Annotated in this window: 18 protein-coding genes; 10 read left to right on the top strand and 8 right to left on the bottom strand. The window is 60.4% G+C overall.

What is annotated here, in order from left to right:
* Nucleotides 1–224: 224 nt before the first annotated feature.
* The 3 genes from choV to ACWKWE_RS19300 all read right to left on the bottom strand — a co-directional run bounded on the left by choV (nt 225) and on the right by ACWKWE_RS19300 (nt 3,263).
* On the bottom strand, nt 225–1,406 hold the full coding sequence (gene choV / locus ACWKWE_RS19290; protein ID WP_483851410.1) for a choline ABC transporter ATP-binding protein: 1,182 nt from the start codon (nt 1,404–1,406) through the stop codon (nt 225–227).
* Nucleotides 1,403–2,251 (bottom strand): choline ABC transporter permease subunit, encoded by an 849-nt coding sequence (gene choW / locus ACWKWE_RS19295; protein WP_178115732.1) that lies wholly within the window; start codon nt 2,249–2,251, stop codon nt 1,403–1,405. The genes choV and choW overlap by 4 nt, the downstream gene beginning before the upstream one ends.
* Nucleotides 2,252–2,315: 64 nt before the next feature.
* Nucleotides 2,316–3,263, bottom strand: a complete 948-nt coding sequence (locus tag ACWKWE_RS19300) for a choline ABC transporter substrate-binding protein (RefSeq protein ID WP_401147359.1) — start codon at nt 3,261–3,263, stop codon at nt 2,316–2,318.
* 478 nt (nt 3,264–3,741) lie between these two features.
* On the opposite strand from ACWKWE_RS19300, the gene ACWKWE_RS19305 reads away from it, so the two are divergent.
* Nucleotides 3,742–5,118: an L-serine ammonia-lyase gene (locus ACWKWE_RS19305; RefSeq protein ID WP_483851411.1), complete on the top strand. Its 1,377-nt coding sequence runs from the start codon at nt 3,742–3,744 to the stop codon at nt 5,116–5,118.
* A 425-nt stretch (nt 5,119–5,543) separates the two neighbouring features.
* Nucleotides 5,544–6,647, top strand: coding sequence for a choline metabolism transcriptional regulator GbdR (gene gbdR, locus ACWKWE_RS19310; RefSeq protein ID WP_166596071.1), 1,104 nt, complete (start codon nt 5,544–5,546; stop codon nt 6,645–6,647).
* A gap of 152 nt (nt 6,648–6,799) precedes the next feature.
* On the opposite strand, the gene ACWKWE_RS19315 is transcribed toward gbdR, so the two are convergent.
* A complete protein-coding gene (locus tag ACWKWE_RS19315; RefSeq protein ID WP_483851412.1) occupies nt 6,800–7,066 on the bottom strand; it encodes a hypothetical protein in 267 nt (88 codons plus the stop codon).
* A gap of 328 nt (nt 7,067–7,394) precedes the next feature.
* Here ACWKWE_RS19315 and ACWKWE_RS19320 point away from each other — a divergent pair, with 328 nt between their 5' ends.
* Nucleotides 7,395–8,237, top strand: a complete 843-nt coding sequence (locus tag ACWKWE_RS19320) for a 23S rRNA (adenine(2030)-N(6))-methyltransferase RlmJ (protein WP_341960390.1) — start codon at nt 7,395–7,397, stop codon at nt 8,235–8,237.
* Nucleotides 8,238–8,367: 130 nt separating this feature from the next.
* On the opposite strand, the gene msrA is transcribed toward ACWKWE_RS19320, so the two are convergent.
* The 4 genes from msrA to aceE all read right to left on the bottom strand — a co-directional run bounded on the left by msrA (nt 8,368) and on the right by aceE (nt 16,684).
* Entirely contained in the window at nt 8,368–9,027 is a 660-nt protein-coding gene (msrA, locus tag ACWKWE_RS19325; RefSeq protein WP_166596068.1) for a peptide-methionine (S)-S-oxide reductase MsrA, read from the bottom strand.
* Between the two features lie 135 nt (nt 9,028–9,162).
* Complete coding sequence (locus ACWKWE_RS19330; protein WP_166596067.1) at nt 9,163–11,856, bottom strand: putative bifunctional diguanylate cyclase/phosphodiesterase; 2,694 nt, start codon at nt 11,854–11,856, stop codon at nt 9,163–9,165.
* Between the two features lie 372 nt (nt 11,857–12,228).
* Entirely contained in the window at nt 12,229–13,884 is a 1,656-nt protein-coding gene (gene aceF, locus ACWKWE_RS19335; RefSeq protein ID WP_166596066.1) for a dihydrolipoyllysine-residue acetyltransferase, read from the bottom strand.
* Nucleotides 13,885–14,035: 151 nt separating this feature from the next.
* Complete coding sequence (gene aceE, locus ACWKWE_RS19340) at nt 14,036–16,684, bottom strand: pyruvate dehydrogenase (acetyl-transferring), homodimeric type (protein WP_341960388.1); 2,649 nt, start codon at nt 16,682–16,684, stop codon at nt 14,036–14,038.
* A gap of 386 nt (nt 16,685–17,070) precedes the next feature.
* Between aceE and glnE the strand changes: the two genes are divergently transcribed.
* From glnE to ACWKWE_RS19375, 7 genes are all read left to right on the top strand, one after another.
* On the top strand, nt 17,071–20,022 hold the full coding sequence (gene glnE, locus ACWKWE_RS19345; RefSeq protein ID WP_483851413.1) for a bifunctional [glutamate--ammonia ligase]-adenylyl-L-tyrosine phosphorylase/[glutamate--ammonia-ligase] adenylyltransferase: 2,952 nt from the start codon (nt 17,071–17,073) through the stop codon (nt 20,020–20,022).
* Between the two features lie 233 nt (nt 20,023–20,255).
* The gene (gene waaF / locus ACWKWE_RS19350) at nt 20,256–21,290 is read left to right on the top strand and encodes a lipopolysaccharide heptosyltransferase II (protein ID WP_166596063.1); all 1,035 of its coding nucleotides are present in this window, start codon (nt 20,256–20,258) and stop codon (nt 21,288–21,290) included.
* Nucleotide 21,291: 1 nt separating this feature from the next.
* Entirely contained in the window at nt 21,292–22,356 is a 1,065-nt protein-coding gene (waaC, locus tag ACWKWE_RS19355; protein WP_483851414.1) for a lipopolysaccharide heptosyltransferase I, read from the top strand.
* Nucleotides 22,356–23,480, top strand: coding sequence for a glycosyltransferase family 4 protein (locus ACWKWE_RS19360; protein WP_166596061.1), 1,125 nt, complete (start codon nt 22,356–22,358; stop codon nt 23,478–23,480). The genes waaC and ACWKWE_RS19360 overlap by 1 nt, the downstream gene beginning before the upstream one ends.
* Nucleotides 23,477–24,283, top strand: a complete 807-nt coding sequence (gene rfaP, locus ACWKWE_RS19365; protein WP_483851415.1) for a lipopolysaccharide core heptose(I) kinase RfaP — start codon at nt 23,477–23,479, stop codon at nt 24,281–24,283. Before ACWKWE_RS19360 ends, rfaP begins: the two co-directional genes overlap by 4 nt.
* Complete coding sequence (locus tag ACWKWE_RS19370; RefSeq protein WP_483851416.1) at nt 24,283–25,017, top strand: lipopolysaccharide kinase InaA family protein; 735 nt, start codon at nt 24,283–24,285, stop codon at nt 25,015–25,017. Before rfaP ends, ACWKWE_RS19370 begins: the two co-directional genes overlap by 1 nt.
* Entirely contained in the window at nt 25,014–25,769 is a 756-nt protein-coding gene (locus ACWKWE_RS19375) for a lipopolysaccharide kinase InaA family protein (RefSeq protein ID WP_166596058.1), read from the top strand. The genes ACWKWE_RS19370 and ACWKWE_RS19375 overlap by 4 nt, the downstream gene beginning before the upstream one ends.
* The last annotated feature ends 70 nt before the right edge of the window (nt 25,770–25,839 follow it).

Raw genomic sequence — 25,839 nt, forward strand, 5'->3', positions numbered from 1 at the left:
AAAACGGCCTCCAGTCTATTGCTTTTTAATTGAACGTTCAATCAACAAAAAAGGATGGGCGCGCGGAAAGGGCACGAAATATGCCGAATCAGCTTGTTGAAACGATCAATTGTAGGAGTGAGCTTGCTCGCGATTGCGTTCTGTCAGTCACTCCATTTGTTGGATCTACTGACGTTTCGCGAGCAAGCTCACTCCTACAGGTTTTGCGTGAAGCGTTTGTGCGGTCAGCCGTGATTCTTGCCCAGCAACGCGTGATACAGCTCGCTGTCGCCGAGGATGCCGACCAACTGGTTGTTCTCTTGCAGCACCAGCTTGTTGCCGGTGTGGTAACGGATCTGTAGGGCTTCGCGCATGCCGATGTCCGAGTGCACGACGGTCGGTCTGCGGCCCAGGTTCTCTACCGACTGACCCGGTTCCCAGCTTTGCAGGTCAACCGGCGCGCCGTGTTGATGCAGGCCTTTGATGGTGTTGCCGTCGGCCAGATCGATCCACGAATCGTTGCCCGGGTCCAGGCACACTTGGGAGCCGTTGATGCGGGTGCAATCGTTGATCGAACGCATCAGGCTGCGACCGCACAGCACGTTCAGCGGGTTGGTGTGGGCCACGAAGGTCCGCACGTATTCGTCCGCCGGGTTGAGCACGATTTCTTCCGGCACGCTGTACTGGATGATCCGGCCGTCTTTCATGATCGCGATGCGGGTGCCGAGCTTGAGGGCTTCGTCCAGGTCGTGACTCACGAACACGATGGTCTTGCTGAGTTTCTTCTGCAGGGCCAGCAGTTCGTCTTGCAGGCCTTGGCGAATCAGAGGGTCGAGCGCCGAGAACGGTTCGTCCATCAGCAGAATGTCGGCGTCCATCGCCAGCGCACGGGCCAGGCCCACACGTTGCTGCATGCCGCCGGACAGTTCGTCGGGCTTCTTGTTGCGCCATTGGGTCAGGCCGACCAATTCGAGCTTCTCGTCTACCAATTGGCGACGTTCTTTCTCGGGACGACCCTGCATTTCCAGACCGAAGCTGATGTTCTCGCGAACGGTCAGCCAGGGCATCAGGGCGAACTTCTGGAACACCATCGCGATGCGCTTGGTGCGCATCATTTTCAGCTCGGCGGGCGTGCAGTTGGCGATGTTGATCTGCTTGCCTTCGTGCTCGACGAACAGCGAGCCACGGCTCACGGTGTTCAGGCCGTTGATGCAGCGCAGCAGACTGGATTTGCCCGAACCGGACAGGCCCATCAGCACGCAGATCTCGCCTTTGTTGATTTCCAGACTGGCTTTTTCAACACCGACGATCTGGCCGGTTTTCTTCAGGATTTCCGGCCGCGCAAGGCCTTGGTCCAGCAGCTTGAGAGCCTCACGCGGGTCTTTGGAGAAGACGACGTCTACCTGGTCGAATTTGATGATGCTCATGCGTCGGCCCTCACTTTAGCGTCGGGTTGTTTGCAGATACGGTCGAGCATGATCGCCAGCAGTACGATCGCAAGGCCCGCTTCGAAGCCCAGTGCGATATCAGCAGTGTTCAGTGCGTTGACCACGGGTTTGCCCAGGCCGTCGGCGCCCACCAGTGCCGCAATCACCACCATCGACAACGACAGCATGATGCACTGGGTGATACCGGCCGCGATGCTTGGCATGGCGTGGGGCAGTTCAATACGGGACAGCAGTTGACGGCGGGAGCAGCCGAAGGCTTTACCGGCGTCGAGCAGTTCTTGCGGGACATCGCAGATGCCCAGATAGGTCAGACGGATAGGCGCGGCAATCGCGAACACCACCGTCGAAATCAGACCCGGCACCACGCCCAGCCCGAAGAGGGTCAGGGTTGGAATCAGGTAAACGAAAGTCGGGACCGTCTGCATCAGGTCGAGGACCGGGCGCATCGCGGTGTAGAACCACGGTTTATGTGCGGCGACGATGCCCAGCGGCACACCAATGACCACGCAGACCAGGGTGGCGAACAGCACTTGCGCCAGGGTCTCCATGGTTTCCTGCCAATAGCCCAGGTTCAGGATCAGCAGAAAGGAAATCACGACAAAGGCGGTCAGGCCCCACTTGCGCTGAATGAAGTGAGCAAGCAGAGCAATCAAGCCGATCAGAACGAAAGGGTTAAACCAGGTCAGACCACCGGTAAGCCCATGAATCATGGATTCCAGCGACGAAGCGATGGCGTCGAAGGTGCTGGCGCCGTGTTGCGTCAGCCATTCGACAAAGCCTGCGATGTACTGGCCTAGGGGGATTTTATGATCAGTCAGCATGATATCGATTGTCCGCGTGCGGGATGAAAAGAGGACAACAGGCGGGCGCGCCCGCCTGCGTGTCGAGTTACTTCGTCAGCTCGGCTTTAGCGGCATCCAGGCCAGGTTTACCGTCCACTGTGGTGACACCCGCCAGCCAGGTGTCGAGTACTTTCGGATTCTTTTTGATCCACGCCTTGGCGGCGGCTTCAGGCTTCATCTTGTCGTCGAGGATGTTGCCCATCAGCTCGCTTTCCATGTCGACGGTGAATTCCAGGTTCTTCAGCAACTGACCCACGTTGCTGCATTCCTGGCTGTAACCCTTGCGTGTGTTGGTCGCGACGGTTGCAGCGCCGAAGTCAGGTCCGAAGAAGTCGTCGCCGCCGGTCAGGTACTGGATCTTGAAGCGCTTGTTCATCGGGTGCGGTGCCCAGCCAAGGAACACCACGGCGGTGTCGCGTTTGGAGGCGCGGTCCACTTGCGACAGCATGCCGGCTTCGCTCGATTCGACGACTTTGAAGCCTGCGTCTTTCAGGCCGAAGGCGTTCTTGTCGATCATGCTCTGGATCAGGCGGTTGCCGTCGTTGCCAGGCTCGATGCCGTAGATTTTGCCGTCGAGGTCTTTCTTGAATTTGGCGATGTCGGCGAAATCGTGCAGGCCCTTGTCATAGAGCGCTTGCGGGACCGCCAGGGTGTATTTGGCGCCCTTTAGGTTGGTGCGCACCACTTCGACAGTGCCTGCGTCACGGTAAGCCTTGATGTCGTTTTCCATGGTCGGCATCCAGTTACCGAGGAACACGTCCATGTTCTTGCCATCGGCCAGCGATTTGTAGGTCACGGGCACGGAAATCATCGTGGTCTTGGTTTTGTAGCCCAGCGACTGGAGGACAACGCTGGTAGTGGCCGTGGTGGCCGTGATGTCGGTCCAGCCGACATCAGAGAAATTGACCGTCTGGCAAGCGGCGGGCTCTGCGGCCTGGGCCAGCATCGGCAGACTCAACGCAACGCCTAGCAATAGCTTATGTGAACCTTTCATGGTTGGACTCCTTAGGTGCTTTCTTCTCGTCATCAGTCAGGGCTGACGCGTTTTTTTGGTGTCGGCGAGTCAAGTGGAAAAACAGCTCTATCACTGCGTCTGGCGATTGAGTCGACAACGATCATGTAACAGCCAAAATCAAACGCCTACAGGGTGCGTCGTAACCAGTACAGAGGGGGTCGTATCCAGTGTCAGTGACGTCGCTTACAGATTTTTTCCCCGTCCGCCGAACGCTTTTCGAGTGTCCTTGCGGCAAAAAGTGTCGAAAACAGTGGCACTTTCTCCACGCACAGTGCTGCCCCCTGCGGATCATCAGCCGCGGCGTTCGTGGACAAGAGTGAGTCGGTGTGAGACGCCGTCCCTCCAGATAAAAGGCTGATGATGCCGACATCTCGATGGACTGCAGCTAGAAGCGTAGCAGCTCCGTCGCCGGCCGCTTGGCGCGCCGGAAGCCCTGTTCTTCGGAGGTTTGCGGTAAATGGCTATCAGCGTGTTCGACCTGTTCAAGATCGGTATCGGCCCATCCAGTTCTCACACCGTGGGGCCGATGCGCGCCGCCGCGTTGTTCGTTCAGGGCCTGCGTGAAAGCGACAAGCTGGCGCACGTGGAACGCATCGAAGTGCGCCTCTATGGCTCGCTGTCGGCAACCGGTATCGGACACGGCAGCGACAACGCCGTGATCATGGGCCTGATGGGCGAATGGCCGGACGCAATCGACCCGACCACCATCGGCCGTCGCATCGCCGAGTTGCGCGAAACCGACACCCTGAAGCTCAACGGCGATCATCCGATCGCATTCGTCTGGCAGCGGGACATGTTGCTTATCGACGAAAACCTCCCTTATCACCCGAACGCCATGACGCTGATCGCCTTCGATGCCAGTGGCGAACTTCATCGCGACACCTATTACTCGGTGGGCGGCGGTTTTGTGGTGGACGAGGCTCAGGCCGCGAGCGGCGTGCTCGATGCCGATAGCACTGTTTTGCCTTATGACTTTTCCAGCGCCGAAGAACTGCTGCGTCTGTGCGAGAAGCACAACCTGCGCGTCTCGGAACTGATGCTGGAAAACGAAAAAGTCTGGCGCAGCGAAGAAGAGATTCGCGCCGGGCTCATGCGACTTTGGAAAGCGATGCAGGATTGCGTCGAGCACGGCCTCAAAGAAGAGGGCGTGTTGCCAGGCGGCTTGAACGTGCGCCGTCGTGCGGCGCGTTTGCATCGCAGCCTTCAGGAATTGGGTAAGCCCAACGTCATCGGCTCGACCCTGAGCGCAATGGAGTGGGTCAACCTCTTCGCCCTCGCGGTCAACGAGGAAAACGCAGCGGGCGGGCGCATGGTGACGGCGCCGACCAATGGTGCGGCGGGGATCATTCCTGCGGTGCTGCATTACTTCGTGAAATTCAGCGATGAAGTCAGCGAAGCCAACGTCGTGGATTATTTCCTCGGTGCGGCATCGATCGGCATCCTCTGCAAAAAGAACGCGTCGATTTCGGGCGCCGAAGTGGGGTGTCAGGGCGAAGTCGGTTCGGCGTGCGCCATGGCCGCTGCGGGTCTGGCCGACATTCTGGGGGCTACGCCTGAGCAGCTGTGCAACGCCGCCGAAATCGGCCTCGAACACAACCTGGGTCTCACCTGCGATCCAGTGGGCGGTCTGGTGCAAGTGCCGTGCATCGAACGCAACGCGATCGCAGCGGTGAAAGCCATCAACGCTGCGCAAATGGCGCTTCGTGGCGACGGCCAGCACTTTATCTCGCTGGACCGCGTAATTCGCACCATGCGCGATACCGGCGCTGACATGCACGACAAATACAAAGAGACGTCGCGCGGAGGGTTGGCAGTCAGCGCGGTGGAGTGCTGACGCTAAATCGGTTCTGCTCGCTTTTCGCTCACGCGCTCAACCCGCCGCTACCTTTTGGCGCGTGAAGTGTGGGGACGTGGCGCAACGCCACGCTTCACCCACCTGGCTGACCTACCGCCGGTCAGCCGTGCACTGGGTGACACTCCCTCAGCGTCTGATCTCGGGGTTTTTCACACAAGTGATACCGATTTGCTCATCCCGCCCAATGTTCTCAAGGCTCCCGAATCGATAGGTCGCTAACGGAACACCCATGTCGCTCCCGAATAGACGCATCGCGACGTCGCTATCAGAAGTTATTGAATGCCCATTCAACTTTAGGCATGGCATTTGCGTTGCAATAGACAAAGCTCTCCACTGACGAGGGCAAAACAACAAGAGCCTCTAATTGGGGCCATCAACCGCTTTTCGTGTGAGGAGATACCGTGATGACTTCGTTCAACTCCGGGGCTCAACCCCAGAACCGTGCGCCTCAATCCATCGGCTTTCTGCTGTTGGACAATTTCACACTCATCTCTCTCGCATCTGCGGTTGAGCCACTGCGTATGGCCAACCAGTTGTCTGGCCGTGAGCTGTATCGCTGGACCACATTGAGCGTCGACGGCGGCCAGGTCTGGGCCAGCGACGGTCTGCAAATTACCCCCGACGCGGCCATGCACAAGGCCCCGGCCCTCGACACCGTGATTGTCTGCGGCGGCGTCGGCATTCAACGCACGGTGACTCGCGAACACGTGAGCTGGTTGCAAAGCCAGGCGCGTCAGTCCCGCCGTCTGGGTGCGGTCTGCACCGGCAGTTGGGCGTTGGCGTGCGCCGGTCTGCTCGACGGTTTCGATTGCAGCGTGCACTGGGAATGTCTGGCCGCGATGCAGGAAGCCTTCCCGCGCGTTGCCATGAGCACCCGTCTGTTCACCCTCGACCGTAACCGCTTCACCAGCTCCGGTGGCACCGCGCCGCTGGACATGATGCTGCACCTGATCAGCCGCGATCACGGGCGTGAACTGTCCGCCGCGATCTCGGAAATGTTCGTCTACGAGCGCATCCGCAACGAGCAGGATCACCAGCGCGTGCCGCTCAAGCACATGCTCGGCACCAACCAGCCGAAGCTGCAGGAAATCGTCGCGCTGATGGAAGCCAATCTCGAAGAGCCGATCGACCTCGACGAACTGGCGGTCTACGTCTCGGTGTCGCGACGTCAGCTGGAAAGGCTGTTCCAGAAATACCTGCACTGCTCGCCGTCGCGTTACTACTTGAAGCTGCGCCTGATTCGCGCGCGTCAGCTGCTCAAGCAAACGCCGATGTCGATCATTGAAGTGGCGTCGGTCTGCGGCTTCGTCTCCACGCCGCACTTCTCCAAGTGCTACCGCGAATACTTTGGCATTCCGCCGCGTGACGAGCGCGTGGGTTCCAACACCGCACAGCAAGTGGCGATGATGCCGATTCCGCAAGCCATGGTGCTGGCGCCGCTGTCCGGCCCGTTGTCGGCTTTGAGCCAAGCGCGTAATGAATCGACGTTTGCGAGTGTGAGGCTGTAAAAGCAGGCGGGACAATATTGGGGTCAGGTGCCGGGCGCATGACCCCTTGTGGGAGCGAATTCATTCGCGATCGGCCAGTACATCCGACAGATTTCTATCAGCTGTACGATCTTTCGCGAATGAATTCGCTCCCACAGGTTTCCAGGGCGTGCTCAGGCCTGCGCGCGCCCTTTGTTGCACGTCGCCAGCGCGGGCAACAACTGCTGATCGATCGCCTGGCGCACAGCTGGCAGGATGGTCGCGCTGCCGCTGAGCATCTTCTCCACCAACTGACGCAACGCACGGGCGCGGTCTTCCGTCAGGCCGCAGACCGCTTGGGCGCAGGCTTGTTCGGCGGTGGCGCCTGATGGCATTTCAAAGCCGATGGATCTGAGTTGACCGAGAAGATCGTCCTGGTCGATCAGGTCTGCATGCATCATGACGCTCGCTCCTTTTATTGAGGTTGAGCCGATTCTGGTAGTGCGCCGCACGCTCGGCAATACCTGTCGTCGGCAATGTCTGGCATGCACATCACTGTGTCGGTTTCAGCTATGTAACCATTTAGTTAATTCGGCATAATGGCGTTATTCAACATTGCTCGGGCCACGGTTTGGTCACCCTCTAGCCCGCGCAAGTCCCTCAACCCCGGTTTTGTAACGGCTTAACCGGGGCTTTTTTTGCCTGTCGTTTGGTCACCCCCGTTCGGCTACGGGCGGTCTGCGCAACGTCGACGGTTTTGGTAAACTCCGCAGCCTTCCAGGAGCCGCCATGAACTACCGTCACGCCTTCCACGCTGGCAACCACGCCGACGTCTTGAAACACATCGTCCTGACTCGCTTGATCGCGCTGATGTCGCGCAAGGAGCAGCCGCTCGCCTACCTCGACACCCACGCAGGCCTCGGGCTGTATGACCTGCAAGGCGATCAGGCGACTCGCACCGGCGAGTGGATCGAGGGCATCGGTCGTTTGTGGGAAGCGGATGACATTCCCGCCGCCGCTGCCGGTTACATGGACGTCATCCGTCACATGAACCGCAAGACCGGCGAGTTGCGCTACTACCCCGGTTCGCCCGAGCTGGCCCGGCGCGTCACCCGCGAGCAGGACCGCGTGCTGCTCAACGAGAAGCACCCCGAAGACGGCGCCCTGCTCAAAGACAACATGAAATACGACCGCCGCGTTGCTGTGCACCTTGGTGAAGGCTGGCACGTGCCGAGGGCGCTGCTGCCGGTGCAGGAAAAGCGCGCCGTGATGCTGATCGATCCACCGTTCGAACAACTGGACGAGATGAAGCGCTGTTCCGTGGCGTTGAAAGAAACGATCAGCCGCATGCGCCAGACCGTTGCGGCGATCTGGTATCCGATCAAGGATCAGCGTGCGCTCAAGCGTTTTTATCAGGAACTGGCCGAAACCGGCGCGCCGAAGCTGCTGCGCGTGGAGTTGCTGGTGCACCCGCTGGACACGCCGAACAGCCTGAACGGCTCGGGCCTGGCGATTGCCAACCCGCCGTGGGGGCTGGAAGAGGAATTGCGCGAGTTGCTGCCGTGGCTGGCCAGCAAGTTGGGGCAGACCCAGGGTGATTGGCGGATAGATTGGTTGATTGCCGAATCCTGAGTGGTTTCCCGGGTGTCCCCGATCCTTGTAGGAGTGAGCTTGCTCGCGATTGCGGTCTGTCAGGTTGGTCAAGCGTGACTGATACGCCGCATCGCGAGCAAGCTCACTCCTACAGGGGATGTGTCGAGCCTTAAGGATTCAAGCTCGCCGGCATGCACACCCCGGTCCCGCCAATCCCGCAGTAACCCTGTGGGTTCTTCGCCAAGTATTGCTGGTGATAGGCCTCGGCGAAGTACACGGTCGGCGCCTGGTCGATTTCGGTGGTGATCTCGCCCAAACCGGCCTTGGTCAGTTCAGCCTGGAACACCTTGGCGCTCGCCTGCGCCGCGTCCAGTTGCTCGGGCGTGGTGGCGTAAATCACCGAGCGGTATTGAGTGCCGATGTCATTGCCCTGGCGCATGCCCTGAGTCGGGTTGTGCAATTCCCAGAACATCGCCAGCAATTCGTCGTAGCTGACTTTCGCAGGCTCGTACACCACCAAAACAACTTCGCTGTGGCCGGTCAGGCCCGAGCAGACTTCTTCATAAGTCGGGTTCGGCGTGAAGCCGCCCGCGTAGCCCACGACTGTGCTGATCACGCCATCACGTTGCCAGAAACGACGCTCAGCGCCCCAGAAGCAACCCAGGCCGAAAATCGCGAATTCCACGTCTTCAAAGAACGGCCCGAGCAGCGGACGACCATTCACGAAGTGGGTTTCAGGCAGGGCCATTGGTGTTTCACGACCCGGCAGCGCTTGCTGGGCGGTAGGCATTTCGTTTTTGTTCACAAGAATTTCCGAACGCAGAGCCATGAGGTCAATCCTCTCTGGACAGGTGACTGCCGTTAGTGGGGTCAGAATGTTCTGATTCAACTGTAGGCGACAAGTTTGCCGCACAACGTCAGGAGGGGAAAGTGTCGACGGGAGGCGTCGGCCGGGGGAGGCGACTCAGGCCAATGGCCCGCGAGGGTAGCGGCGCAGGGCTTCGATCAGGTTTTCGCCGGGGATCGGCTTGTCGAACAGATAGCCCTGACCCACGTCGCAACGGTGGCGGCGCAGGAAGGCCAGTTGTTCGGCGGTCTCGATGCCTTCGGCGACCACAGTCAGCTTGAGGTTGTGCGCCATGGCGATGACGGCCGAGGTGATTTCCATGTCGTCCTGATCATCCGGAATGTCGCGGATGAAGCTGCGGTCGATCTTGATCACATCGATGGGGAATTTTTTGAGGTAGCTGAACGACGAATAGCCGGTCCCGAAATCGTCCATGGCCAAGGTCAGGCCCAGGGTTTTCAGGGATTCCAGCTGCAAGCGGGTGTCCTCTGTCGCTTCCAGCAACAGGCCTTCGGTCAGCTCAAGCTCCAGCAGAGAAGGGTCGAGCTGCTCTTCGCGCAGGATGCTGGCCAGCGAACTGACGAGATCCGGGTCGGAGAACTGCTTGGGCGAGACGTTGATCGCCACGTGCAGCTTGCCGTAACCGGCAGCAGTCAGTTGCTTGCTCATGCGGCACGACTGGCGCGCCACCCACTTGCCAATCGGGATGATCAGGCCGGTTTCCTCGGCCACGCTGATGAACTGGTCCGGGCGGATCATGCCCTTCTCAGGGTGATTCCAGCGCAGCAGCGCCTCCATGCCCAACAACCGGCCGGTGCGCAGGCACAGCTTGGGTTGGTAGAAGACTTCCAGCTCGTTCTGAGTCAGGGCGCGGCGCAGGTTGTTCTCGACGAACAGTTTGTAGCTGGCCTCTGCGTTCAGCGCTTCAGTGAACACCTGTACCTGATGCTTGCCGTTGGCCTTGGCCTTGTGCAGCGCCAGGCCTGCGTTCTTCATCAGGGTCTGAGGATCGCGGCCATGCAACGGCGCGCAGGCCAGGCCCACGGAGCCGGTGACGCTGATCAACTGGTTGTCGACGAACATCGGCTTGTCCAGCGTCGTCAGCACCTGGCTGGCGATGCGCTGACCTTCGTCAGGGCCGGTGTCGTCCAGCAAAACGGCGAATTCGTTACTGGCAAACCGCGCCAGAATGCCGGTCGGGCTGAGGCTGTTGCGCAGACGACGGGCGAGGCTGATCAGCAGTTTGTCGCCGGTCTGGTGGCCGAGGCTGTCGTTGATGCGCTTGAAGTTGTCGATGTCCACCAGCAACAGGCTGATCGGCGTCTCGATGTCCCGGGCGAAATGCTCGTCAAGGGTACGAATGAACGCCGGGCGGTTGCCCAGATTGGTCAGGTTGTCGGTGTAGGCCAGGCGCTCGATCCGCTGTTGGGAGAGCTTGGCCTGAGTAATGTCTTCGTAGATGCCGATGTAGTGCGTCAGTTCGCGGTTGTCGCCATAGACCTTGGAGATCGACAACTGGCCCCAGTACGGTTCCAGGTTCTTGCGACGGCTCTTGAATTCGCCCTGCCAGCTGTTGCTGGTGGCCAGGCTTGAGTTGGCGTCGAGCAGCAGAGAGTTCAGATTCTCCAGCGCTGGCAGTTCCGACAGGCGGTGGCCGTGGACTTCATCCGCGGAGTACTGAGTGATTTCCGTGAAGCTCGGGTTAACGTACTCAACCACGCCGTCACAGTTCACCAGCAGAAACGCGTTGGCACTTTGCTCGACCGCACGCTGAAACAGGTGCAGGGCATTGGTGGCGGTGCGCCGGTTGTGGTTGTTGATGGCGTGGGCGAATTGATCGGCCAGCTCTCCCGCGAACGCGATTTCATCGGATTGCCACTCGCGACCTATTTCGGTGTGCTCCAGGCAGAGCACGCCGACCACCTGTCCGTCGATGCGCACGCTGGCGTCGAGGATCGCGCTGATCTGGCGCGGCAATAGGCTTTCGGCCAGTTCCTTCGTGCGCGGGTCTTGCTCGAAGTCATTCGCATCAATGGCGCGGCTGGTGTGCAACGCTTCCAGATAACTGGGGAAGCGACTGATGTCGATGGGCCGGGCGGTGAGGTATTCGTCGGTGTCGCGGCGGTATTCCGCGATGGGCTCCAGCGTTTGGCCGTTCAGGTTCCAGATTGCGGCGCGGGCGATGTCGTAGATTTCACAGGCGCTTTTGGTGATCAGCTCGGCGGCTTCCTGCAACGAGTTGCTGGAGCTGTAGCGGTGTTTCGCCAGACGCAGGATCAGGCTTTGCTGAGCGCGAACACGCTCCAGGTGCTGCAACTGCTCGTGTTGCGCACGCTGATTGAGTTCCAGCGCGATTTGCAGCCTTGAGTTCTGCACTTCCAGATCGGGGCTGAACGTCAGCTCGCTGGCGTCGAACACTTCGTCGACCACCATCAGATAGCCCCGCAGCAGCTCGCGGTTGTGCTGTCGATAGCCCTCGCCGACTTCCAGCAGACCCAATGGGCCGCGTGTGGTGTGGAGGGTATAGCGAATGACGTAATGCGAGTTGCTGGCCATCTGCATCTGGATGGCGTCGTGCAGCTGATAGCGCGCTTCCGGCTCCATCAGGCTCGCGTAGGGCGCGCCGATGAGGGCACACAGCTCCACGGCGGGCATGTCGAATTGCTTTTCGCAGCTGGGGTCCAGGTACAGCATCGCCCAGCTGGCTTCATTCAGCCGCTCGAAACGCAGCATGCCGAGCCGCGAGGGCACCGGCAATTGCGTCACGACCTCGGCTGCCGATCGGGCGGCAGCATCAGGTTGGCTTTTCATGAAGGAACTCGCTTTAAGAGTACTGTCGCGCATGGGCAGGCGCCCATTGTGAAATCGCGTGTCGCAAGGTTGCATCATGGCGAACGGGCTGACAAGTGAGCGCGATGGCTTAGTGCTATAAATCTGTCGGCAAATCGCACATTAACTGAAGGTTGTTGGTCGGATTTGTCGGAAAGAAGGGGTAAGTGGTTGTTATTCGTGATTCTGAGGCGCTTCCAGGTCTGCTAATACCCGATTTCCCGGGGGATATCTGCACGACAGACTTTTCCCGCGCCCAAAAAAAGCCCCGCCAAATGGGCGGGGTTGAGGTACGAGCGTGGCAGCTCGAAAAACAGCGATGGCCCGTCTCGCGAGAGGCGGGCCTTGTACGGCTTACAGCAGGATGGTGCGGATGTCGGCAAGCACATCGCCCAGACGCTTGGTGAAGCGTGCAGCTGCGGCGCCGTTGATCACGCGGTGATCGTAAGACAGCGACAGCGGCAGCATCAGGCGTGGCTGGAAGGCTTTGCCGTCCCAGACCGGTTGCATGGTGGCCTTGGAGACACCCAGGATGGCGACTTCCGGCGCGTTGACGATCGGCGTGAAGCCGGTGCCGCCAATGTGACCCAGGCTCGAAATGGTGAAGCAGGCGCCTTGCATGTCGTTGGCCGACAGCTTTTTGGAGCGCGCTTTTTCAGCCAGCTCAGCCGCTTCAGCAGCCAGTTGCAGCAGGTTCTTCTGATCAACGTTCTTGATCACAGGGACCAGCAGGCCGTCCGGCGTATCCACCGCGAAACCGATGTGGAAATACTTCTTGCGGATGACCGCTTTGCCGCTTGGGGCCAGCGAGCTGTTGAAGTCCGGCAGTTCCTTGAGCAGGTGCGCGATGGACTTGAGCAGCAGTGGCAGCACGGTCAGCTTCACGCCCGCTTTCTCGGCGACGGCTTTCTGCGCAACGCGGAAAGCTTCCAGGTCGGTGATGTCGGCCTGGTCGAACTGAGTGACGTGCGGGATGTTCAGCCAGCTGCGGTGCAGGCCGGATGCGCCCAGTTGCATCAGACGGGTCATCGGCACTTCTTCGATTTCGCCGAAACGGCTGAAATCGACTTCCGGGATCGGAGGAATGCCTGCGCCGCCGGTTGCGCCGCCAGCAGCAGGCGCTTCCTTGGACTTGGTCATGATGGATTTGACGTACGCCTGCACGTCTTCCTTCAGGACACGGCCGTGTGGACCGGTGGCAGCCACGGCGCTCAGCTCAACGCCAAACTCGCGGGCCAATTGACGAACAGCCGGACCAGCGTGGACCTTCGCGCCGCTGGCCGCTGGGGCCGCAGCCGGAGCAGGTGCTGCTTCAGCTTTCGGTGCAGGAGCCGACGCGGGTGCCGCAGCCGGTGCGTCAGCCTTGGCCGGAGCCGGTGCAGCCGCCTGGGCAGGAGCAGCGGCAGGCGCTGCGCCCGCGACTTTCAGTTTCAGGATCAGATCGCCAGTGCCGACTTCGTCTTCGACCTTGACGCTGATGCTCTCGACTACGCCAGCGGCGGGAGAAGGAATCTCCATCGAGGCTTTGTCGGATTCCAGGGTGATCAGCGATTGATCAGCTTCGATGCTGTCGCCCACCTTGACCAGCAGCTCGATGATGCGAGCCTTGCCCGACGAACCAATGTCCGGGACGTGGATGTCCTGAACGGTTGCTTCGGCGGCAGGTGCAGGCGCAGCGGCCGGTGCTGGGGCAGCCGCTTCCGCAGGCTTTTCAGCGGCAGCAGGGGCAGCAGCCGGAGCAGCAGCAGGCTCGGCGGCAGGCGCAGCAGCGGCGTCGCCTTCCACTTCCAGCTCCAGCAGTTCGTCGCCTTCTTTCAGGCGGTCGCCCAGCTTCACTTTCAGGCTTTTGACCACACCGGCTTTCGGCGCAGGGATTTCCATGCTCGCCTTGTCCGACTCCAGCGTCAGCAGGCTCTGGTCGGCCTCGATGCGGTCGCCAACCTTGACGAACAACTCAATGACTTCACCGTCACCGCTGCCGATGTCGGGTACACGAATTAGCTCACTCACAATGTCTCTCCTCAGGAGAACCTGTTCACTCGACTGCGCCGGTCCAGTAGCAACGAAACAGCCCTGGATGCTCATTTACCCGAAGTAAATTCCGCATCGTCGGCTGTTTCGCGCAATCTGTCAGCGCTCTATACGATCTTCAGCGCAGACCTTAGCAGTCCAGCGGGTTGCGTTTTTCCGGGTCGATGCCGAACTTGGTGATGGCTTCCGCCACGACTTTCGGTTCGATATCGCCACGGTCTGCCAAGGCTTCCAGAGCCGCCAGCACGACGAACTTGCGATCGACTTCAAAGAAGTGACGCAGTTTCTTACGGCTGTCGGAACGGCCGTAGCCGTCGGTGCCCAGGACTTTGTATTCCTTGGTCGGAACCCACTGACGGATCTGGTCAGCGAACAGTTTCATGTAGTCGGTCGATGCGATGACCGGGCCTTTGCGACCATTGAGGCACTCTTCAACGTAGCTCAATTGTGGCTTCTGGCCTGGCTTCAGGCGGTTGCTGCGTTCGGCGGCCAGGCCGTTGCGACGCAGTTCGTTGAAGCTGGTGACGCTCCAGACATCGGCGCCGATGTTGAACTCTTCGCGCAGGATCTTCGCCGCTTCACGCACTTCGTTGAGGATCGTGCCACTGCCCAACAGTTGGACGTGGTGAGCCGCTTCGCGCTTGTCTTCTTCCAGCAGGTACATGCCCTTGATGATGCCTTGCTCTACACCGGCCGGCATTGCTGGCTGATGGTAGTTCTCGTTCATCACGGTGATGTAGTAGTAGACGTTTTCCTGCAGCGTCATCATGCGATGCGTGCCTTCCTGCATGATCACTGCCAGCTCGTAGGCATAGGCAGGGTCATAACTGCGCACGTTCGGGATGGTGCTGGCCAGAATGTGGCTGTGACCGTCTTCGTGTTGCAGGCCTTCACCGTTGAGCGTGGTACGCCCGGAGGTGCCGCCCAGCAGGAAGCCACGAGTCTGAGCATCGCCAGCGGCCCATGCCAGGTCGCCGATACGCTGGAAGCCGAACATCGAGTAGAAGATGTAGACCGGCAGCATCGGGGTGTTGTAGTTGCTGTAGGCCGTACCCGCCGCGATGAACGAGGAGAACGCGCCTGCCTCGTTGAGGCCCTCCTGCAGGATCTGGCCGTCTTTCTCTTCGCGGTAGTACATGACCTGGTCGCGGTCGACTGGCTCGTACAGCTGGCCGACTGGCGAGTAGATACCCAACTGACGGAACATGCCTTCCATACCGAAGGTACGGGCTTCGTCGGCGAGGATCGGAACGATGCGCTTGCCCAGTTCCTTGTCTTTCACCATCGAGGCGAGGATACGACCGAACGCCATGGTGGTAGAGATTTCGCGGTCGCCCGAACCATCGAGCACCGACTTCAGCGTGTCCAGCGACGGCGTCGGGATGCTGATGTTGCCGCGGTTGCGCTGAGGCAGGGAGCCGCCCAGTTTCTCGCGGCACTTGCGCAGGTATTTCATTTCCGCGCTGTCTTCGGCCGGACGGTAGAACGGCAGCGATTCGAGTTCGGAATCGTTCAGCGGAATGTCGAAGCGATCACGGAATTTCTTCAGCGACTCGATATCGACTTTCTTGGTGTTGTGCGCGGTGTTCTTCGCTTCGCCCGCACCGGTGCCGTAGCCCTTGATGGTCTTGGCGAGGATGACGGTAGGCTGGCCTTTGTGGTTGACCGCCTGGTGGTACGCCGCGTAGACCTTGTACGGGTCGTGGCCGCCACGGTTGAGTTTCCAGATCTCGTCGTCGGACAGGTTCTCGACGCGCTTGAGCAGTTCTGGATCGTCGCCGAAGAAGTGCTTACGAACGTACGCGCCGTCTTTGGCCTTGTAGTTCTGGTACTCGCCGTCGATGGCTTTGTCCATGCGACGCTGCATGAGGCCGTCTTCGTCCTGGGCGAACAGGGGGTCCCACATGCGGCCCCAGATGACCTTGTTGACGTTCCAGGCGGCGCCACGGAAAACGCCTTCCAGTTCCTGGATGATCTTGGCGTTGCCGCGAACCGGGCCATCGAGGCGCTGCAGGTTGCAGTTGATGACGAAGATCAGGTTGTCGAGGTTTTCACGACCGGCCAGGGAGATGGCGCCCAGGGTTTCCGGCTCGTCGCACTCGCCGTCACCGATGAAGCACCAGACTTTTTGCTTGCCGGCCGGGATGAAGCCACGGTTTTCCAGGTACTTCATGAAGCGTGCCTGGTAGATCGCGGTGATCGGACCCAGACCCATGGAAACGGTCGGGAACTGCCAGAAGTCAGGCATCAGGTGCGGGTGCGGATACGACGACAGGCCGCCACCGTCCACTTCCTGACGGAATTTCAGCATCTGCTCTTCGCTCAAGCGACCTTCGAGGAAGGCGCGAGCGTAGATGCCTGGCGAGGCGTGGCCCTGGTAGTAGATCAGGTCGCCGCCGTGTTCTTCGGTCGGGGCCTGGAAGAAGTAGTTGAAGCCGATGTCATACAGGGTCGCACTGGAAGCGAAGGTGGAGATGTGGCCACCCAGATCTGGGTCTTGCATGTTGGCGCGCATCACCATCGCCAGGGCGTTCCAGCGAACGATCGAACGGATGCGGCGTTCCATGAACAGGTCGCCGGGCATGCGTGCTTCGCGGGTAACAGGGATGGTGTTGCGGTATGGCGTGGTGATGGAGTACGGCAGCTGCGAACCACTACGTGTGGCCAGCTCGCCCATACGGGTCATCAAATAATGAGCACGGTCTTCGCCTTCTTTGTCGAGAACCGATTCCAGGGCGTCCAGCCATTCCTGGGTTTCGACGGGATCGAGGTCTTGCATGGCTTGCTCCAGGGCGGAAAGGCTTCCAGAATCGGTTGCCTGAGTTTGTTGCGACTGGCCTTGTGGGCAGACGACGTAAAAATTCTTGGAGACCGGAGTGGTACCCGGCGTTGTGTAGTTTTACTACAAATCTCCAGCCGTTTCAGCTTTTTGACTTGTATATACAGTAGTAAAACTACAGCTGAACGATGTTTTCGCTCATGTATTGCGATGAATCAAATGAAAAATGTTGGTAGAAACCATAAAAAGATCAGCTGACTAATCATGCTGGCAACCAATAACAGGCAAATGCCAGCAATTTTTAACCTTTGTTCGACAGTCCAGTCCGTTTTGTAGGGGGAAACCCCTCGGCGGGTAGCCTTTTGAACGCCGATCAAGGATAGACCATGAGCCTTCCCTCGCTGGCCAATCTGCCGGCCGTCCTTCTGCCGTTGGTTTCTCGCGCGCAGCAATCCTTTCGCGCTGCACTCACCGCTCTGACCGAGGGTGGGCAGGCCACTTTCGAGGCCTGGCCCGCTGAACGTCTGGCCGCATTTGATCGCGTGTGCGCGTCCAGCGACTTTGTCGCCGAACAGATCATGCGCGACCCGCAGATGCTGCTCGACCTCGCTGAATCCGGCGAGCTGGAGCGCAGCTTTGCGGCCAATGAACTGCGTGAGCACATCGCCAACGCGGTGGCCGAAGCGACCACCGACGATGAGCTGGGGCGTAATCTACGTCGTCAAAGGACGCGTCAGCAAGTCCGAATTATCTGGCGCGACCTTACACGCCAAGCCGATCTGATCGAAACCTGCCGCGACCTTTCCGACATGGCGGATGGCAGTATCGACCTCGCATACCGATGGTTGTATGACAGACATTGCCAACAGTTCGGCCTCCCGACGGGCCGTCGTACGGGCGAAGCCCAGCAAATGGTCATCCTGGGCATGGGCAAGCTGGGCGCCGTCGAGCTGAACCTCTCTTCTGACATCGACCTGATCTTCGCCTACCCCGAAGGCGGTGAAACGGTGGGCGTGAAGCGTCCGCTGGACAACCAGGAGTTTTTCATTCGCCTCGGTCAGCGCTTGATCAAGGCGCTGGACCCGGTGACCGTCGACGGATTTGTGTTCCGCGTCGACATGCGCCTGCGGCCTTACGGTTCGTCCGGCGCGTTGGTCTTGAGCTTCAACGCGCTGGAGCAGTATTACCAGGATCAGGGCCGCGATTGGGAACGATACGCCATGATCAAGGCGCGGGTCGTCGGTGGCGATCAGGCCAAGGGCAGCGAGTTGCTGGAAATGCTGCGACCGTTCGTCTATCGCCGCTACCTCGATTTCTCCGCCATTGAAGCACTGCGCACCATGAAGCAGCTGATTCAGCAGGAAGTGCGGCGCAAGGGCATGGCCGCGAACATCAAGCTGGGTTCCGGGGGCATTCGCGAAGTGGAGTTCATCGCTCAGGCGTTTCAGCTGATCCACGGCGGACGCGACCTGAGCCTGCAACAGCGGCCACTGCTCAAAGTGCTGCGCACGCTCGAAGGGCAGGGCTATCTGCCCACGGCGGTCATCACTGAGCTGCGTGAAGGCTACGAATTCCTGCGCTACACCGAGCACGCCATTCAGGCGATTGCTGACCGCCAGACGCAAATGCTCCCTGAAGACGACCGCGATCAGGCGCGCATTGCTTTCATCATGGGCTTTGCCGATTGGGATGCCTTCCACGCGCAACTGATGTACTGGCGCGGACGGGTCGATTGGCATTTCCGCCAAGTGATTGCCGACCCTGACGAGGAAGAGGGTCAGGAGGACGGTGGCAAAGAGATTGTCGGCGGCGAGTGGTTGCCGCTGTGGGAAGAGTCGCAAAACGAGGAAGCTGCTTGCCGTCAGTTGCAGGAAGGCGGTTTCGTCGATGCGCAGAAAGCCCTGAAACATCTGAATAACCTGCGCAACAGCTCGCAATTGCGCTCGATGCAGCGACTGGGGCGCGAACGGCTCGATGCATTCATTCCGCGACTGTTGGCTCAGGCGGTCGAACACGCCAACCCCGATCTGGTGTTGGAACGGGTATTGCCGCTGGTCGAAGCCGTCGCCCGGCGTTCAGCGTATCTGGTGCTGCTCACTGAAAACCCCGGCGCGCTTCGGCGTTTGTTGACGTTGTGCGCCGCCAGTCCTTGGATCGCCGAGCAGATCGCCCGCTTCCCGCTGCTGCTCGATGAGCTGCTCAACGAAGGTCGTTTGTTCAGCCCGCCCCAGGCATTGGAGCTCGCCGCCGAGCTCCGCGAGCGTCTGACGCGCATCCCCGAGGATGATCTGGAGCAACAAATGGAGGCACTGCGTCACTTTAAACTGGCGCACCGGCTGCGCGTGGCCGCGTCGGAAATCACCGGCAGCCTGCCATTGATGAAAGTCAGCGATTACCTGACCTGGCTCGCCGAGGCGATTCTCGAACAAGTGCTGGCACTGGCTTGGCGGCACACCGTTGCGCGTCATGGTGCGCCGCGCCGCCCTGATGGCACGTTGTGCGATCCGGGGTTCGTGATTGTCGGTTATGGGAAAGTCGGCGGCATTGAACTGGGGCATGGTTCGGACCTGGACCTGGTGTTCATCCATGATGGCGACCCCCAGGCGGAAACCGACGGACCGAAGCCGATCGACGGCGCGCAATTCTTCACACGACTGGGTCAGCGGATCATTCACCTGATCACCACGCAGACCAACTCCGGCCAGTTGTACGAAGTGGACATGCGCCTGCGGCCCTCGGGCGCGGCGGGTCTGCTGGTCAGTTCGCTGGGGGCGTTTTCGCGCTATCAGGAGAACGAAGCCTGGACCTGGGAGCATCAGGCGCTGGTTCGTGCACGGGTGCTGGTGGGCAGTGTGGATGTGGGCAATGGATTCGAAGGCGTGCGCGCGTCGGTGCTGGGGCGCGAGCGTGATCTGGCGACGTTGCGACAGGAAGTCAGCGACATGCGCGCCAAGATGCGCGACAACCTCGGAACCAAGGGCACGCTGGCCGGGAAGGGGGCAAATGCCTTCGAACCCACGTCGTCGTTCGATCTCAAGCAGGACGCCGGTGGTATCGTCGATATCGAATTTATGGTGCAATACGCGGCCTTGGCGTGGTCCAGAGAGCACCCCGCGCTGCTTCGATACACCGATAACATCCGCATTCTCGAAGGTCTGGAAGAGGCAGGGCTGATGCCCGCCGCCGACGCGAGCCTCTTGCGCGAGGTGTATAAAGCGTACCGTTCCGCCGCACACCGACAGGCCCTGCAGAAAGAGGCGGGCGCGGTCAGCGGTGATCAGTTCGCCAGCGAGCGGCGTGAAGTGATGCGGGTCTGGGGGCAGTTGGGGTTGAGTTGAGTCGTCTGAAAAGTTGAGATGACTGCTGGCCCTATCGCGAGCAAGCTCACTCCTACAGGTACGCTCGTTTCTTGTAGGAGTGAGCTTGCTCGCGATAGGGCCAGCCCAAACACTGCAAGTCCGGATGTTTGCGGACCTATATAAAGCTATGACAGGGAGGCGTCAGGCTGTGTGGAAGCGTCACGCAGTCTGATGGGCCTCCCTGCTCGTTTCTGGTCGTTTTTGGATTGAGCATGAGAATTCTGATCGTAGGGCCCAGCTGGGTCGGTGACATGGTGATGGCGCAAACGCTGTTCCAGTGCCTGAAACAGCGTCACCCGCAGTGCGAAATCGATGTGCTGGCCCCCGAGTGGAGTCGGCCGATTCTTGAGCGCATGCCCGAAGTGCGCACGGCCTTGAGCTTTCCGCTCGGCCACGGCGCGCTGGAACTGGCGACCCGTCGTCGCATCGGCAAATCGCTGAAAGGCCAGTACGACCAGGCTATTCTGCTGCCCAACTCGCTGAAATCGGCGCTGGTGCCGTTCTTCGCCGGTATCCCGAAACGCACTGGCTGGCGTGGCGAGTTCCGCTACGGCCTGCTCAACGACGTGCGCGTGCTGGATAAGCAGAAATACCCGCTGATGATCGAGCGTTTCATGGCCCTGGCTTACGACAAGGACGCGGAAATCCCGCGTCCGTATCCGAAACCGAGCCTGCAAATCGAAGCCGTCAGCCGCGACGCCGCGCTCGCCAAATTCGGTTTGACCCTTGACCGCCCGGTGCTGGCGCTGTGCCCCGGTGCCGAGTTCGGCGAATCCAAGCGCTGGCCGTCCGAGCACTACGCCAAGGTCGCCGAGACCAAGATTCGCGAGGGCTGGCAGGTCTGGCTGTTCGGCTCAAAGAACGATCACGCGGTGGGCGAAAGCATCCGCGAACGACTGATTCCCGGCCTGCGCGAAGAGTCCGCCAACCTCAGCGGCGGCACGTCCCTGGCCGAGGCCATCGATTTGCTGTCCTGCGCCGATGCGGTCGTCTCCAACGACTCCGGCCTGATGCACGTCGCAGCTGCGCTGAATCGCCCGTTGGTGGCGGTGTACGGCTCGACCTCGCCGGGCTTCACGCCACCGCTGGCCGATCAGGTCGAAATCGTACAACTGGGCATCGAATGCAGCCCGTGTTTCGAGCGCACCTGCCGTTTCGGACATTACAACTGCCTGCGCCTGCTGGAGCCCGAGTCGGTCATCACGTCGTTGAGCCACTTGGGCGGCACGCCGGTCGAGGTCGCCTGACTTGCGGGTACTGCTGATCAAGACCTCGTCGCTGGGTGACGTCATTCATACCCTGCCTGCGCTGACCGATGCGGCCAAGGCCATCCCCGGCATCCAGTTCGACTGGGTCGTGGAGGAAGGCTTTGCGGAAATCCCGACCTGGCACCCGGCGGTGTCCGGCGTGATTCCGGTGGCAATCCGGCGTTGGCGCAAGAACCTGTGGCAGACCTTCAAGAACGGCCAATGGCGCCAGTTCAAGCAACGCCTTCGCGACACCCGTTACGACCTGGTGATCGATGCGCAGGGCCTGCTGAAAAGCGCGTTTCTGACGCGCTACGTCAAAGCGCCGATTGCCGGTCTGGACAGGCTCTCCGCACGTGAGCCCTTGGCCGCACGTTTCTACGACAAGGCCTACCCGGTTGCTCGCGGGCAGCATGCCGTCGAGCGTTTGCGGCAATTGTTCGGTCAAGCGCTGGGTTATCAAGTTCCGGCGGGCCTGGGGGATTACGGGCTGGATCGCAGTCGTCTGCTGAACAGCGAAAGTGGCGCACCCTTTGTGCTGTTTCTGCATGGCACGACCTGGGACACCAAGCATTGGCCCGAGCTGTACTGGCGCCAGTTGGCCGAGCGCATGATCGGTCAGGGTCTGGAAGTGCACCTGCCGTGGGGCAACCCTGCCGAGAAAGCGCGCGCTGAGCGTATCGCCGAGGGACTTGATAAAGCCGTTGTGCTGCCCAAATTGAATCTGGCAGGCGTCGCTAAAGTGCTGGCTGGCGCGCAAGGCTGCGTGGCAGTGGACACCGGTCTTGGGCATCTGGCAGCGGCGCTGGACGTGCCGACCCTGTCGCTGTTCGGCCCGACCAACCCCGGCCTGACCGGTGCCTACGGCAAGTCACAGGTTCACCTCGCAGGCGATTACCCGGCCTGTGCGCCGTGCCTGCAAAAGAAATGCACCTATCGACCGACCCCTGAAGATCAGCGTCAGGTCGATACCGAACGCGAGTGGCCGATGTGCTTCACTCGCCTGAATCCCGAGCGAGTAGCGGGCCAGTTGGGCTCGCTGTTGCTGGCAAAGGAACATCCGTGATGCAACTGGCATTCGTGCTCTATAAATACTTTCCCTTCGGCGGCTTGCAGCGCGATTTCATGCGCATCGCGCTGGAGTGTCAGCAGCGTGGGCATTCGATCCGCGTCTACACGCTGATCTGGGAAGGTGACGTGCCGCCCGGCTTCGAAGTGCTGGTGGCGCCGGTCAAGGCGATCTTCAATCATCGCCGCAATGAAAAGCTCACCGACTGGATGAACGCCGACCTGGCCAAGCGTCCGGTGGATCGTCTGATCGGTTTTAACAAAATGCCCGGTCTGGACGTGTATTACGCCGCCGACGGCTGTTATGAAGACAAGGCGCAGAACCTGCGTCACGGCCTGTACAAATACTGGGGCCGTTATCGCCACTTCGCCGAATACGAGCGCTCGGTGTTCGCCAAAGACGCGAAAACCGAAGTGCTGATGATTTCCGAAGTGCAGCAGCCGCTGTTCATCAAGCACTACGACACGCCGCTCAAGCGCTTTCACCTGCTGCCGCCGGGCATCTCCCAGGACCGCCGCGCACCGGCCAATGCCGCCGAGATCCGCGCCGAATTCCGTCGCGAGTTCAAGCTGGGCGATGACGACCTGCTGCTGGTGCAGATCGGCTCCGGCTTCAAGACCAAGGGTGTTGACCGTAGCCTGAAAGCCCTCGCGGCCTTGCCGTCGGCGTTGCGCAAACGCACGCGCCTGTTCGTCATCGGTCAGGACGACCCCAAAGTCTTCCAGTTGCAGAGCACGACGTTGGGCCTGAGCGACAACGTGACCTTCATGAAAGGCCGCAGCGACATTCCGCGCTTCTTGCTGGGCGCCGACCTGTTGATTCACCCGGCGTACAACGAGAACACCGGCACGGTGCTGCTCGAAGCGTTGGTCGCAGGCCTGCCGGTGCTGGTCAGCGCGGTGTGTGGCTATGCCCATTACATCGCCGAAGCCGACAGCGGGTTGGTCCTCGATGAGCCGTTCGAGCAGCGTCAGCTCAATCAATACCTGAGCCGCATGCTCGAAGACGATGCCGCTCGCTCGGCCTGGGGCAAGAACGGGCTGGTGTTCGCTGACACGGCTGACCTTTACAGCATGCCGCAGCACGCTGCGGATGTGATTCTGGCGGAGCACCACGGATGAAATTGATCCTTGCTGAACCCTTCAAGACCCTCTGGGCCGGGCGCGACGCGTTCGAGGCCGTCGAGGCGTTGCAAGGTCAGGTGTACCGCGAGCTGGAAAACCGCCGCACGCTGCGCACCGAAGTCGATGGCCGCGGCTATTTCGTCAAGATCCATCGCGGCATCGGCTGGGGGGAAGTGGCGAAGAATCTGCTGACCGCCAAACTGCCGGTGCTGGGCGCGGGCAAGGAATTCGACGCGATCAACCGCCTCAAGGAAGTCGGCGTCCCGACCATGACCTCCGTGGCCTATGGCGAGCGCGGCAGCAACCCGGCCGCGCAGCATTCGTTCATCGTCACCGAAGAGCTGGCGCCGACCGAGAGCATGGAAGACGTCAGCATCAACTGGGTGAAACAGCCGCCCAAGCCGCGCATGAAGTGGGCGTATATTGCTGAAGTCGCGCGGCTGGTCGGCATGATGCACCGCGCCGGGGTCAACCATCGCGACTGCTACCTGTGCCACTTCCTGTTGCACACCGACACGCCAGTCACCCCGGAAAGCTTCAAGCTGTCGGTGATCGACCTGCACCGTGCGCAGACGCGGGATCAGATCACTCAACGTTGGCGCAACAAGGACCTGGCCGCGCTGTACTTCTCGGCGCTGGACATCGGCCTCACCCGTCGCGACAAAATGCGTTTCCTCAAAGACTATTTCCAGCAGCCGCTGCGCCAGATTCTGGCTGAAGAGTCGGCGTTGTTGGTGTGGCTGGAGGCCAAGGCCGAGAAGCTCTATCAGCGCAAATTGCGGTACGGGGATGCGCTCTGATGGCGGGGTGGAACCTTGAACCGGAATACGCCGAGCTGGCCGCTGACTTTGGATCGCTGGACGCCGTGTTTGCCTTGCAAGGCGAGCGGCTGACCCGCGATCCGCTGTCGGAAGTGATCCGCGTGGAGCGTGGTGGCGTGAATTACTACGTCAAACGTTACGTCGCGGCGGGCAAAGGGCTGCGCCGTTATCTGGGGCGGCCTCGCGTGAAGTCCGAGTGGCAGAACCTCAAGCGTTTCGCCAAGTGGGGGATTCCGACAGCCGAGGTGATCGCCTGGGGCCTTGAGCGCCGGGGCGCCGCGTATGATCGCGGCGCGTTGATCACCCGCGAACTGCCGCGCACCGAGGATTTGTCGGAGCTGGCGCGGGTCCACGACGAGCGTCTGGACAACCGTTCCTGGGTGGACCGAATCAGCCAGCAGGTCGCGCGCTACACCCGGACCATGCACGATCATCGTTTTACCCATAACGATCTGAAGTGGCGCAACCTGTTGGTGGACGACCGCTCGACCGTGTTTCTGATCGATTGCCCGAACGGCGCATTCTGGATCAGTTTCATGCTGCGTTATCGGATCACCAAGGACTTGGCGTGTCTGGACAAGGTGGCCAAATATCACCTGTCCGCGACCCAGCGCCTGCGTTTCTATCTGCAATACCGTGGGCGCGAGCGCCTGAACGCATCGGACAAGAAGCGCATTCGACACATCGTCAGCTTTTTCGAGGGACGGGAATGAGTGTTTTCATCGCTGACGCCGACCGTGGCTTGCTGGAGCGCCACGGTCTGGCCGATTTCGATTCGCTGTGGGACGTGCAGCTCGACGCCGTGGACGAACCCAACACCGGGCGCGGCGGCTGGAGCAGCGTGTTTCGCCTGGAGCTTGAAGGCTCCGGTTATTACCTCAAGCGCCAGAGCAATTACCTGACCCACACCCTGCATCACCCGTTTGGCGAGCCGTCGTTTTCTCGCGAGTTTCGCAACATCAGCCTCTATCAGAAGCTCGGCATTCCGGCGCTGCATGCGGTGTTTTATGGCGAGAAAAAGGTCGATGGCGAGCGTCGGGCCATTCTGATGACTCGGGCGCTGGATGGCTGGAGCGATCTGGACACGTTGTTGAGCGAGTGGGACGCGCTGGCTGCGACTCAGCGCCTGGCGATTCTGCAAGCCTGCGGTCAACTGGCGCGCACGTTGCACAAGGCTGGTCAGGTGCATGGCTGTTTTTACCCCAAGCACATTTTCATGAAAGCCAAAGGCAGCGCCTATCAAGCGCAGTTGATCGACCTTGAGAAAACCCGCAAGTCAATCTTCGGCCAACGGGATCGGGTCAAGGACATCGAGCCTTTGCTACGGCGCGCACCGATGTGGAACGAAGCCGAAATCCGCGAACTGCTCGCCGCCTACTTACAGGCGCCGGGTGACAGTGGGCTGGTGGATTCCTGGTGGCAGCGGTTGGCGAAGCGCGGCAGTCATAAGCGCAGCGGTCGGTAAGCGGTGCAATGTCGATGAACACCGTCCTCTGTAGGAGCGAATTAATTCGCGAGAGGCTGGTACATCCGGC

The organism is Pseudomonas salicis, from assembly GCF_057128705.1.

Bases quoted from the DNA above. Each gene is read 5' to 3' on its own strand.
- ACWKWE_RS19330 (WP_166596067.1), bottom strand. From the start codon at position 11,856: ATGAAAAGCCAACCTGATGCTGCCGCCCGATCGGCAGCCGAGGTCGTG.
- choV (WP_483851410.1), bottom strand. From the start codon at position 1,406: ATGAGCATCATCAAATTCGACCAGGTAGACGTCGTCTTCTCCAAAGAC.
- msrA (WP_166596068.1), bottom strand. From the start codon at position 9,027: ATGGCTCTGCGTTCGGAAATTCTTGTGAACAAAAACGAAATGCCTACC.
- ACWKWE_RS19320 (WP_341960390.1), top strand. From the start codon at position 7,395: ATGAACTACCGTCACGCCTTCCACGCTGGCAACCACGCCGACGTCTTG.
- ACWKWE_RS19370 (WP_483851416.1), top strand. From the start codon at position 24,283: ATGGCGGGGTGGAACCTTGAACCGGAATACGCCGAGCTGGCCGCTGAC.
- ACWKWE_RS19305 (WP_483851411.1), top strand. From the start codon at position 3,742: ATGGCTATCAGCGTGTTCGACCTGTTCAAGATCGGTATCGGCCCATCC.
- ACWKWE_RS19300 (WP_401147359.1), bottom strand. From the start codon at position 3,263: ATGAAAGGTTCACATAAGCTATTGCTAGGCGTTGCGTTGAGTCTGCCG.
- glnE (WP_483851413.1), top strand. From the start codon at position 17,071: ATGAGCCTTCCCTCGCTGGCCAATCTGCCGGCCGTCCTTCTGCCGTTG.
- aceE (WP_341960388.1), bottom strand. From the start codon at position 16,684: ATGCAAGACCTCGATCCCGTCGAAACCCAGGAATGGCTGGACGCCCTG.
- ACWKWE_RS19360 (WP_166596061.1), top strand. From the start codon at position 22,356: ATGCAACTGGCATTCGTGCTCTATAAATACTTTCCCTTCGGCGGCTTG.
- waaF (WP_166596063.1), top strand. From the start codon at position 20,256: ATGAGAATTCTGATCGTAGGGCCCAGCTGGGTCGGTGACATGGTGATG.
- ACWKWE_RS19315 (WP_483851412.1), bottom strand. From the start codon at position 7,066: ATGATGCATGCAGACCTGATCGACCAGGACGATCTTCTCGGTCAACTC.
- rfaP (WP_483851415.1), top strand. From the start codon at position 23,477: ATGAAATTGATCCTTGCTGAACCCTTCAAGACCCTCTGGGCCGGGCGC.
- ACWKWE_RS19375 (WP_166596058.1), top strand. From the start codon at position 25,014: ATGAGTGTTTTCATCGCTGACGCCGACCGTGGCTTGCTGGAGCGCCAC.
- gbdR (WP_166596071.1), top strand. From the start codon at position 5,544: ATGACTTCGTTCAACTCCGGGGCTCAACCCCAGAACCGTGCGCCTCAA.